We start from the raw sequence: 10623 nt of genomic DNA on the forward strand, positions 1-10623 counted from the left end.
CGTAGTAGAGATCCACTCGATTGCACAGTGACATGAACTGATGACGAACCGGTCGCACCGACCTGTGTGTAACCTGCTGCATCCATCGGCCCTCTGCTTTGCAAGGCCGCTAGCCCGGTTAGGCGCACAGGAGCGAAATTCATCATGGCTCAAGGCTAACGCCTTATCAGAAGTCGAATATACGGAAGCAGTCGTACCTAGGTTCAGAGGCAGATTATTTCACTGGCAAAACGGGAGGAGTCCATATACGGATGAAATCCGGGGATTTACCGAAAGATCGCCCCGGATTTCATCCGTATATGGGGCTGCGCTCAGGCTGGCGTCAGTTCGAACGGCGCCTGGTTGAAGCCCGTTTCGTCGACCTGCAATGCCCAGCCCTGGTGATCCCAGTCCCCCAGCACGATGCGCCGTGCCGGTTGGCCGTTGACTTCCAGATTATGCACCGCCGGCCTGTGGGTATGGCCATGGATCAGCGTGCGTACGCCATGTGCGGCCATCACCTTGATCACTTCCTGCGGCGTGACGTCGACAATCTCGCTGGCTTTCATCCGCGTCTGTGCGCGGCTTTCGTTGCGTAGCTTGCGCGCCAGCTTCTGTCGCGTGCTCAGTGGCAGGTTGCGCAGGATCAGCAGCGACAGCGGATTGCGCAGCCAGCGGCGCAACTTCATGTAGCCGACATCGAGGGTACACAGGCTGTCGCCGTGCATCAGCAGCACCGGTTCGCCGCCCATCTGCACTTTGTGCGGGTCGCTCAGCAAAGTGCAGCCCGCCTCGCGGCAGAACGCCTTGCCGATAAGAAAGTCGCGATTACCGTGCATCAGGTTGATGCGCGTGCCTGCATTACTCAGCTCGCGCAGGGCGCGGGCGATCTCGTGCTGAAAGGGCGTCATGCCGTCGTCGCCGATCCAGACTTCGAAGAAGTCGCCGAGGATGTACAGCGCCTCGGCCTGGCGTGCGCGAGTGGCGAGAAAATGCAGAAACGCCCGGGTGATGTCCGGGCGTTTCTCTTCGAGGTGCAGATCGGAGATCAGCAGGATCATCGACTTACTCGGCTACGACTTCAGCCTTCTCGATGATCACGTCGTCCACCGGTACGTCCTGGTGGCCGGATTTCATGGTGGTGGCGACGCCCTTGATCTTCTCGACCACGTCCATGCCTTCGACCACTTCACCGAATACGGCGTAGCCCCAGCCCTGAACGGTCGGCGCGCTGTGGTTGAGGAAGGCGTTGTCGGCGACGTTGATGAAGAACTGCGCGCTGGCCGAATGCGGCTCCATGGTGCGGGCCATGGCGATGGTGCCGACCTTGTTGGCGACGCCGTTGTTGGCTTCGTTCTTGATCGGTGCGCGGGTCGGCTTCTGCTTCATGCCCGGCTCGAAACCGCCGCCCTGGATCATGAAATTGCCGATCACGCGGTGGAAAATGGTGCCGTCGTAATGGCCTTCCTTCACGTATTGCTCGAAGTTGGCCACGGTTTCCGGGGCCTTGTCGGCGAACAGGTTCAGGGTGATGACGCCGAAGTTGGTGTGCAGTTTGATCATGGTCGTATCCGTGATGAGGCAGGTTCGAGTCTGTGGCCCTGAGGTAAACAGCGGTTGTCAGGGTGGTGTGCACCCTGTCAGGGGCTTGACAGGTTGGTTATGATACGGACTTTGCCCGAAGCGGCCTACCCTGTGCCGCGCCAGTATTGTTAAGGACACCATGAGCAAGCCTACCGTCGAAAAAGCTGCCAACTTCCTGCGCCCCATCGTCCAGGCTGATCTGGACAGCGGCAAGCACGCCAAGATCGTGACCCGCTTTCCGCCGGAGCCCAACGGCTACCTGCACATCGGCCATGCCAAGAGCATCTGCCTGAACTTCGGCCTGGCCGAAGAGTTCGGCGGCCAGTGCAACCTGCGTTTCGACGACACCAACCCGGCCAAGGAAGACCAGGAATACATCGACGCGATCAAGGCCGATGTCAAGTGGCTGGGCTTCAAGTGGGCGGGCGAGGAGCGCTACGCCTCCAATTATTTCGACCAACTGCACGCCTGGGCCATCGAGCTGATCAAGGCCGGCAAGGCCTTCGTCTGCGACCTCAATGCCGAAGAGATGCGTGAATACCGCGGCAGTCTGAACGAGCCGGGCAAGAACAGCCCGTTCCGTGACCGCTCTGTCGAGGAAAACCTCGACCTGTTCGCCCGCATGAAGGCCGGTGAGTTCCCCGATGGTGCCCGTTCGCTGCGCGCCAAGATTGATATGGCCTCGCCGAACATCAACCTGCGCGACCCGATCCTCTATCGCATTCGCCATGCCCATCACCATCAGACCGGTGACAAGTGGTGCATTTACCCGAGCTACGACTTTACCCACGGTCAGTCGGACGCCATCGAGGGCATCACCCACTCCATCTGCACCCTGGAGTTCGAAGATCACCGCCCGCTGTACGAATGGTTCCTGGCCAACCTGCCGGTGCCGGCGCATCCGCGTCAGTACGAATTCGCCCGCCTGAACCTGAACTACACCATTACCAGCAAGCGCAAGCTCAAGCAGTTGGTCGATGAAGGCCACGTCAAGGGTTGGGATGACCCGCGCATGTCGACCCTGTCCGGCTACCGTCGTCGTGGCTACACGCCAGCCTCGATCCGCGCCTTCTGCGACATGATCGGCGTCAACCGCGCTGGTGGTCTGGTGGATATCGGCATGCTCGAGTTCGCCATCCGTGACGACCTGGATGCCAACGCCGCGCGCGCCATGTGCGTGCTCAAGCCGTTGAAAGTGGTGATCACCAACTACCCGGAAGGGAAGGTCGAGAACCTCGAACTGCCGCGTCATCCCAAGCAGGACATGGGTGTACGCGTGCTGCCGTTCTCCCGCGAGATTTACATCGACGCCAGCGATTTCGAGGAAACTCCGCCGGACGGCTTCAAGCGCCTGATCCCTGGCGGCGAAGTGCGCCTGCGTGGCAGCTACGTGATCCGCGCCGACGAAGCCATCAAGGACGCCGCCGGCAATATCGTCGAACTGCGTTGCAGCTATGACGAGAACACCCTGGGCAAGAACCCGGAAGGTCGCAAGGTCAAGGGCGTGATCCACTGGGTGCCAGCGGCCGAGAGCGTCGAATGCGAAGTACGTCTGTACGACCGCCTGTTCCGCTCGGCCAATCCGGAGAAGAGCGAAGAGGGCGGCAGCTTCCTCGACAACATCAATCCCGAGTCGCTGGTGGTGCTCACCGGCTGCCGTGCAGAGCCGTCCCTGGCCCAGGCCAGCGCTGACGACCGCTTCCAGTTCGAGCGTGAAGGCTACTTCTGCCTGGACAAGGATTCGACCGCTGGCGCGCTGGTGTTCAACCGTACCGTCACGCTGCGCGATTCGTGGGGTCAGTAATGGCACTGTCGATCTACAACACGCTGAGCAAGGCCAAGGAACCGTTCAAGCCGCTGGAAGGTAATAGCGTGCGCATGTACGTGTGCGGCATGACCGTCTATGACTTCTGCCATATCGGTCACGCCCGGGTGATGGTTGCCTTCGACGTCGTCACCCGCTGGCTGCGCCAGCGCGGCTATGACGTGACCTATGTGCGTAACATCACCGACATCGACGACAAGATCATCCGCCGGGCCAACGAGAACGGCGAGCCGTTCGAGGCGTTGGTCGAGCGCATGATCGCGGCGATGCACGAGGACGAGGCGCGCCTTTCCGTGCTGCGCCCTGACATCGAGCCGCGTGCCACCGGCCATATCGCCGGCATGCACCAGATGATCCAGACCCTGATCGACAAGGGCTATGCCTACGCGCCGGGCAATGGCGACGTGTATTACCGCGTCGGCAAGTTCGTTGGCTATGGCAAGCTGTCGCGCAAGAAGATCGAAGACCTGAAGATCGGTGCGCGCATCGAGGTCGACGAGGCCAAAGAAGACCCGCTGGACTTCGTCCTGTGGAAGGGCGTCAAACCGGGCGAACCGAGCTGGCAGTCGCCTTGGGGCGCAGGGCGCCCGGGCTGGCATATCGAGTGCTCGGTGATGTCCACCTGCTGCCTGGGCGAGACCTTCGACATTCACGGCGGCGGCCCGGATCTGGTGTTCCCCCACCACGAGAACGAGATCGCGCAGAGCGAGGCGGCCACCGGCAAGCAGTACGCCAATGCCTGGATGCACGCCGGCGCCGTGCGCGTGGATGGCGAGAAGATGTCCAAGAGCCTGGGCAACTTCTTCACCATTCGCGAGGTGCTGGAGAAGTACCACCCGGAGGTGGTGCGCTACCTGCTGGTGTCCAGTCACTACCGCAGCCCGATCAACTACTCGGAAGAGAGCCTCAAGGAAGCCAAGGGCGCCCTGGAGCGTTTCTACAACGGCCTCAAAGGCTTGCCGGAAGCCGCGCCTGCCGGTGGAGAGGCGTTCGTCGAGCGCTTCGGCGCGGCGATGGACGACGATTTCAACTCGCCGGAAGCCTGCGCCGTGTTGTTCGAGATGATCCGTGAGGTCAACCGCCTGCGTGAGTCCGACGTGCAGGCTGCTGCCGGCTTGGCTGCCCAGCTCAAGCAACTGGCCAGCGTGCTTGGCGTGCTGCAACTGGAGCCAGAGGCCTTCCTCCAGGCCGGCGCTGCCGGCAAGGTCGATGCAGCAGAGGTCGACGCACTGATCGCTGCACGCCTGCAAGCGCGTGCGGAGAAGAACTGGGCGGAAAGCGACCGCATCCGCGATCAGCTCACCGCCATGGGCGTGGTACTGGAAGACGGCAAGGGCGGTACCACCTGGCGCCTGGCCGAGTAAGCCTCGCGCTCAACGACAAAGGCCGCTTTCGCGGCCTTTGTCGTTATTCGGTCTCTTGCGCTGTGAGCGAGTTGTCGAGTCCCATAAGGAGCGATCCAGGTAAGGGGCGAAAGTGTGGTGGTCAGATTTCCCATAACTTTTGCCGATGCGACAGTCAGTTACGCCAGTTCGACAGCTCGTCCGCCAACTGTGCTGCTGGCGGACACTTTTCGTTAGTATGTGCGCCTTATCGTGTCCGTGGCGCCACAAGTGCCTGGCGATGCCTGCAGTGGTTCGAGCCAAACGCTCGGGCGACGTTTCCCCCGATCCCTCAAGGAAACCCCCGCAACTCTTCGATTTCCTGCTTGTGGTATTTCCCTTTATGACTCGTTTGAAAGGCTCGGACCTCCTGGCCCTCGGTTTCATGACCTTTGCGTTGTTTCTCGGCGCAGGCAATATCATCTTCCCGCCCAGTGCTGGTCTTGCCGCCGGGGGAAATCTGTTTCCCGCAGCACTCGGTTTCCTGCTGACCGGCGTCGGCTTGCCGCTTTTGACTGTGGTGGCCCTGGCCCGAGTGGGCGGCGGTATGGATCGACTCACCGCTCCCCTGGGTAAGGTGGCGGGTGCAATCCTCGCGGTAGCGGTTTATCTGGCCATCGGTCCGCTGTTCGCCACGCCGCGTACCGCCGTGGTGTCCTTCGAGATGGGCATTGCGCCATTCACCGGTAACGAAGGGGCGCCGCTGCTTATCTATACCCTGGTGTATTTCGCAGCCGTGCTGTTCCTCTCGCTCAATCCCGGCCAACTGGTCGACCGTATCGGTAAATTCATCACGCCGGTACTGCTGGCAGCGCTGCTGGTGCTGGGCGGTGCTGCGCTGTTCGCGCCGGCAGGCGAGATTGGCGTGGTAGCCGAGAGCTACCGCGAAGCGCCGCTGGTGCAGGGCTTCCTGCAGGGCTACCTGACCATGGATACCCTGGGCGCGCTGGTGTTTGGCATCGTGATCGCCAGCGCCATTCGCGACCGTGGTGTCAGTGATGCAGGCCTGGTGACCCGTTATTCGATAATTGCCGGCGTTATCGCGGCCATCGGTCTGTCGCTGGTGTATCTGGCGCTGTTCTATCTCGGTGCTACCAGCCAGGGCATCGCCGGTGATGCTCAAAATGGCGTGCAGGTGTTGACCGCCTACGTGCAACATACCTTCGGCACCCCTGGTAGCCTGCTGCTGGCGGTGGTCATCACCCTGGCCTGTCTGACCACCGCTGTTGGCCTGTTGACTGCCTGTGGCGAGTTCTTCAGCAAGCTGCTGCCGGTTTCCTATCGTACGGTAGTAATCGTTTTCGGCCTGTTCAGCCTGGTGGTGGCCAATCAGGGCCTGACCCAACTGATCAGTTTCTCGATTCCGGTTCTGGTGGGGCTGTATCCGCTGGCTATCGTGCTGGTTGCATTGAGCCTGGCCGATCGCCTGTGGGTTTCCCAGACGCTGGTTTTCGTGCCGGTGATGGCCGTTACGCTGGTCTTCGGTGTTGCCGACGGTGTTGCCGCGACCCCATGGGCCGACAAGGTCCCCGCCTGGTTCGGGCAACTGCCTCTGGCCGGTCAGAGCCTGGGCTGGCTGCTGCCGGTGGCGGTGACGCTGGTTCTGGTGGTGGCGCTCGACCGCCTTCTGGGCCTGCGTCAGAGCGCTACCACTGCGTAATAGACCCTCGAAACAAAACAAGGCTGCCCACGAGGCGGCCTTTTTGTCGAACAAGAAAACAGACAGCCTGGCTATAATCTGCAGCAGTCTTACAAGGAGTTGGCATGCTCAACAGCTATCCGTACCTGCCTCATTTTCTGGCCGCACTGTGGTTCGTTCTGTGCTGGGGCGGCTACACCCGCTATGCCTTCTCGAAGGCGCGAACCACACCCTGTCTGGCCAGCGTCCTGCACCTGTACCGTGAAGACTGGATGCGCCGCATGCTGCTGCGTGACAATCGCATTGCCGACGCCAACGTGATCGGTAACCTCGAGCGCAACGCCTCGTTCTTCGCCTCCAGCACGCTGATTATCCTGGCCGGCATCCTCACCGTGCTGGGTGCCTCCGACCGCGCCCTGTCGTTGCTGGCCGACATTCCTTTCGTGCAACAGGCCAGTCGTGGCCTGTCCGAGATCAAGTTGCTGTGCCTGTGCATCATCTTCGTCTATGCCTTCTTCACCTTCAGCTGGTGCATGCGCCAGTACAACTTCGCCGCGGTGCTGGTGGGGTCGGCGCCGATGGTGGGTGAACGGCATGTCGCCGAGCAGGAGCGCAAGGCTTTCGCCGAGCGCACAGCTCGGGTGATCTCGATGGCAGCCAACCAGTTCAACTTCGGTTTGCGCGCCTACTATTTCGGTATGGCAACCCTGGCGTGGTTCATCAATCCCTGGTTCTTCATGCTGGTGACTGCCGGCGTGGTCGTGGTGCTGTATCGCCGCGAGTTCCATTCGGATGTGCTGGAAGTGATGGTGTATACCCCAACGCCGGCCGTCGAGGTGGCCAAGGAGAAGAGTGAGTGAGCCTGCCGTTCTGGTGTGTCTTCATCAGCGCCTTGTTGATCTTCATCGCCAAGGCCCCGGTGGCCAGGGCCATGGCCGAGGAGGGCGGTGGTCGTTATGACAACCATCACCCGCGTGCCCAGCAGGCGCGTCTGACGGGTTTCGGCGCGCGTGCCCTGGCGGCGCATTTGAATAGTATCGAGGCCTTCCCACTGTTCGCGGCAGGTGTCGCACACCACGCAGACATACGGCTTTCTGATCGACATTCTCGCCGTCACCTTCGTCGTCAGTCGGGTGCTGTATCTGCTGTTCTATTGGTGGGATCTGCACTGGCAGCGCAGTCTGGTATGGGTGGTGGGCCTGGCCTGTAGCCTGCTGCTGATGATCAGCCCTGCGCTGAAATGAAAGAAGGCCCGCATTGCGGGCCTTCCTGATTCTCAGCGGAGGTTACTGGCCGTCCACAGCGTCTTTGGCTTCGTCGCCGGCATCCTCGATGGCATCGGCCGCATCGCTGGCCGCATCCTCAATTTTCTCGCCAGTGGTAGGTTCATTACCCAAGGCTTCGTTGGTCTTCTGTTCGATGGCATCGCCGGTGTCTTTGGCGGCATCGCCCAGGTTCTCCATCGCTTCGGAGACTGACTCCTTGGCCGACTCCATCTTGTCTTCCGGGGTTTTCTCGCAGGCGGCGAGACCCAGGGCAGTGGCAAGCAGCAGGGCATAAGTCAGAGGTTTGTTCACGGTCATCACTCCATGTGTGAGAGTTATAAGTGGCTGGGCTTACCCCAGAGCACACAGTCACTTTGAATGTCGGCGCTGCCAATAAGTTCCCTTGGCCTTGAAGGCTGGCCCGGACGGGTGTCAGTCCGGGAGCAAGGCGCTATCATGCGCAGCCTTTTTTGCGGCAGAGCAGCAGTGTGATGAGTGAGCAGTCGATCGAGGAGCGGGCGCAGCGGTTTCTGGCCGTGCTACGTCATTGTCAGGTGCTGGGCATGAGTGTTGAGTCGGCCGATAGCAAAGGACTGACGCTGCGCTTGCCTTACGCACCGCATATTGTCGGCAACCCGGACACCGGTGTGATCCACGGTGGCGCCATTACCACGCTGATGGACACCACCTGCGGTATCTCCACGGTCTGCGTGCTGCCGGAGTTCGAAATATGCCCGACCCTGGATTTGCGCATCGATTACATGCACCCGGCCTTGCCCGGCAAGGACGTCTTTGGTTTCGCCGAGTGTTATCGGGTCACGCCCAACATTATCTTCACTCGCGGCTATGCCTATCAGGACGATCCCGAGCAGCCAATTGCCCACGTGGTCGGAGCCTTCATGCGCATGGGCAAGGCCATGCAGGGCGGCGCTGAGCTGAAACGCAATATCCAGCAAGGCGGTGGCGCATGAGCGAGCTGAGTCTGGAGCAACTGGTAGCGCGTGCGCACCAGCAGAATGATTATGACCCGCTGATCAATCTGATCCCCTACGCCAAGCTACTGGGCATCGAATGCCTGCGTCTGGGCGACGACATGGTCTTTCGTCTGCCAGCCAACCACGACTGCATCGGTAACCCGGTATTACCGGCGCTGCATGGCGGCGTAATCGCCGGATTTATGGAGCATGCAGCCATGCTCCATCTATTGATGTTCATGGGCATTCCACATTTGCCCAAAATCATCGACTTCTCGATAGATTACCTGCGCGCCGGCCATTATCGTGACACCTATGCGCAGTGCCAGGTCTGGCGGCAGGGGCGTCGGGTGGCCAACGTGGCGATCACCGCCTGGCAGACCAGGCAGACCGAACCGATTGCCACCGCCCGTACCCACTTCAAGGTCGATGAGCCCTGAGTCGTTGAGACTTGCCCGGCAATTGGAGCGGATCGGCAGCGCAGCGAAATCATAACAAGGACCCTGTAGATGGATGCGTTGCTGATAATTGGTGGCCTGGTAATGATGCTGGCCGGTCTGGTATGGCTGGTCATGCGGGCGTTCGCCACCAGCCTGTTGTGGGGCTGGGGCAGTCTGATCCCACCGATCACCCTGATCTACATCGTGCGCCACTGGCGACGAGCGCGTAGCGCGGTCACGCTCATCGGGCTTGGCGTCATCCCGCTGGTGGTGGGCTTGACCTTGCTGGCGAGCAAGGATGCCGAACGTCTGGCGGCGATCGTCCGTCTGGACTGGCTAAAGCCCGAAGTGCAGGCGCCGGCCGAGCTTGCCATCGAGCTGGACGGTGAGCTCAACGGCCAGCCATTTCACCCGCAGCAGGGTGAGCTGATCGATGGCGTGTTGGTGCTGCGCGAAGGCCTGGATTTCTTCGCCCTGCGCGAACTGAGTATCCGCCTGCCGCAGCCAGTCGAGGGTTCTGTACGTATCGACGTGCTGCCCCAGGACAGCGGTAACCTGCCAGAGGTCGAGCTGAGCTGGCTGTTGCCGGAGCAGGATCTGCCCGAGGCGCGTCGCCTGAGTCGTGGCTACACCCTGCATCTGGACCTGCAACCGCAGGAACCGAATCGGCTGGTCGGTGATTTCCATCTGGTCATGCCGCCACGCTTCAAGACCAGCCTGAGTGGTCGGGTCGAGCTGTACCGTGATCGCCTGCGCTATGTGGATGGCAAGGTCGATACCCGGTACGACTCCAATGACACCATCGCCCATCTCCTGCAGGACTATCTGCAACGACGTTTCGCTACGCGCGACGTGCGCGAGTTGAAACTGCCGGTGTTCACCTTCGAGGGCGATACCCTGGAATTGCAGGTTGACGCGCAGATCGACGGGCGTAACGAGCGCTTGCCAATTCGTTTGCACAAGCGCTCTGAGCAAGGCTGGATGGTGGAGGGCGATCGCTTCCCGGCATTGCCCTCCGTTGCGGCCAAGCAACCGGCACAACAAATTGAAGCGACTGCCGTCGAGGAGCGCCTGAGTCGTCCGGTCGACCGTCGTCAGCGTTTCAGTCTGGCGCATTTGCAGCGCAACCCGGAACAGTACCGCAACCTCAGCATGCGCCTGAGCCGCGCCAGTGGCGGCACGGTGGAGGGACGTTTTGCCGGGCTCGACGCCGACGGCAGCATTCGCCTCTCTCAGCAAATGGGCAGTGGCGGTGGCCAGGCCAGCTTCAGTTTCAAACCGGAAGAAATCGGTCGCCTGGAACTGCTGGAGCCGTAGGGCGGGTGCAACCCGCCATATTCGGCTTGCGGATGGTTTTTACCTGCCCGAGACGATGATGCGCCTGCTCCAAGCCCTTGAAGTTCATCCAGCAGGCCCCATCTGTAGGTCATCGCCGCATGGGGACTTCTAAAAACGTAGGCGAGGCAGCCAGCGCAAGGCAAAAACAGGCGAAAAAGCGGAGTTTACGAGTTGTAAATGAGCATTTTGAGCCTGTT

10 protein-coding genes and 1 pseudogene are annotated in these 10623 nt (G+C 61.0%); 8 read left to right on the forward strand and 3 right to left on the reverse strand.

What is annotated here, in order from left to right; all coding sequences use genetic code 11:
• Positions 1-311 precede the first annotated feature (311 nt).
• Both lpxH and DBO86_RS15135 read right to left on the reverse strand, forming a co-directional pair.
• Positions 312-1040: a UDP-2,3-diacylglucosamine diphosphatase gene (gene lpxH / locus DBO86_RS15130; RefSeq protein ID WP_003460592.1), complete on the reverse strand. Its 729-nt coding sequence runs from the start codon at positions 1038-1040 to the stop codon at positions 312-314.
• Between the two features lie 4 nt (positions 1041-1044).
• Positions 1045-1542 carry a peptidylprolyl isomerase gene (locus DBO86_RS15135; RefSeq protein WP_084340402.1) on the reverse strand — a complete coding sequence of 166 codons (498 nt, stop codon included), beginning with the start codon at positions 1540-1542 and terminating at the stop codon, positions 1045-1047.
• A gap of 160 nt (positions 1543-1702) precedes the next feature.
• On the opposite strand from DBO86_RS15135, the gene DBO86_RS15140 reads away from it, so the two are divergent.
• The 5 genes and pseudogenes from DBO86_RS15140 (at position 1703) to DBO86_RS15160 (ending at position 7653) form a co-directional block, all read left to right on the forward strand.
• Positions 1703-3367 (forward strand): glutamine--tRNA ligase/YqeY domain fusion protein, encoded by a 1665-nt coding sequence (locus DBO86_RS15140; RefSeq protein WP_108234103.1) that lies wholly within the window; start codon positions 1703-1705, stop codon positions 3365-3367.
• Positions 3367-4752, forward strand: coding sequence for a cysteine--tRNA ligase (cysS, locus tag DBO86_RS15145; protein WP_074857290.1), 1386 nt, complete (start codon positions 3367-3369; stop codon positions 4750-4752). The genes DBO86_RS15140 and cysS overlap by 1 nt, the downstream gene beginning before the upstream one ends.
• 361 nt (positions 4753-5113) lie before the next feature.
• Positions 5114-6430 (forward strand): branched-chain amino acid transport system II carrier protein, encoded by a 1317-nt coding sequence (brnQ, locus tag DBO86_RS15150; RefSeq protein ID WP_104729899.1) that lies wholly within the window; start codon positions 5114-5116, stop codon positions 6428-6430.
• 104 nt (positions 6431-6534) lie between these two features.
• On the forward strand, positions 6535-7269 hold the full coding sequence (locus tag DBO86_RS15155; RefSeq protein WP_108234104.1) for a DUF599 domain-containing protein: 735 nt from the start codon (positions 6535-6537) through the stop codon (positions 7267-7269).
• Positions 7266-7653 (forward strand): annotated as a pseudogene (locus tag DBO86_RS15160) (MAPEG family protein). The gene DBO86_RS15155 and the pseudogene DBO86_RS15160 overlap by 4 nt, the downstream one beginning before the upstream one ends.
• Before the next feature lie 42 nt (positions 7654-7695).
• Here DBO86_RS15160 and DBO86_RS15165 read toward each other — a convergent pair.
• A complete protein-coding gene (locus DBO86_RS15165; RefSeq protein ID WP_003460576.1) occupies positions 7696-7992 on the reverse strand; it encodes a hypothetical protein in 297 nt (98 codons plus the stop codon).
• Between the two features lie 173 nt (positions 7993-8165).
• On the opposite strand from DBO86_RS15165, the gene DBO86_RS15170 reads away from it, so the two are divergent.
• The 3 genes from DBO86_RS15170 (at position 8166) to DBO86_RS15180 (ending at position 10405) form a co-directional block, all read left to right on the forward strand.
• On the forward strand, positions 8166-8645 hold the full coding sequence (locus DBO86_RS15170) for a PaaI family thioesterase (protein ID WP_104729897.1): 480 nt from the start codon (positions 8166-8168) through the stop codon (positions 8643-8645).
• Positions 8642-9088, forward strand: coding sequence for a PaaI family thioesterase (locus DBO86_RS15175; protein WP_003460573.1), 447 nt, complete (start codon positions 8642-8644; stop codon positions 9086-9088). Before DBO86_RS15170 ends, DBO86_RS15175 begins: the two co-directional genes overlap by 4 nt.
• Positions 9089-9157: 69 nt before the next feature.
• Complete coding sequence (locus DBO86_RS15180) at positions 9158-10405, forward strand: MFS transporter (RefSeq protein ID WP_104729896.1); 1248 nt, start codon at positions 9158-9160, stop codon at positions 10403-10405.
• The last annotated feature ends 218 nt before the right edge of the window (positions 10406-10623 follow it).

The sequence above is a fragment of the Ectopseudomonas oleovorans genome, from assembly GCF_003052605.1.
GTDB lineage: Bacteria > Pseudomonadota > Gammaproteobacteria > Pseudomonadales > Pseudomonadaceae > Aquipseudomonas > Aquipseudomonas oleovorans_A.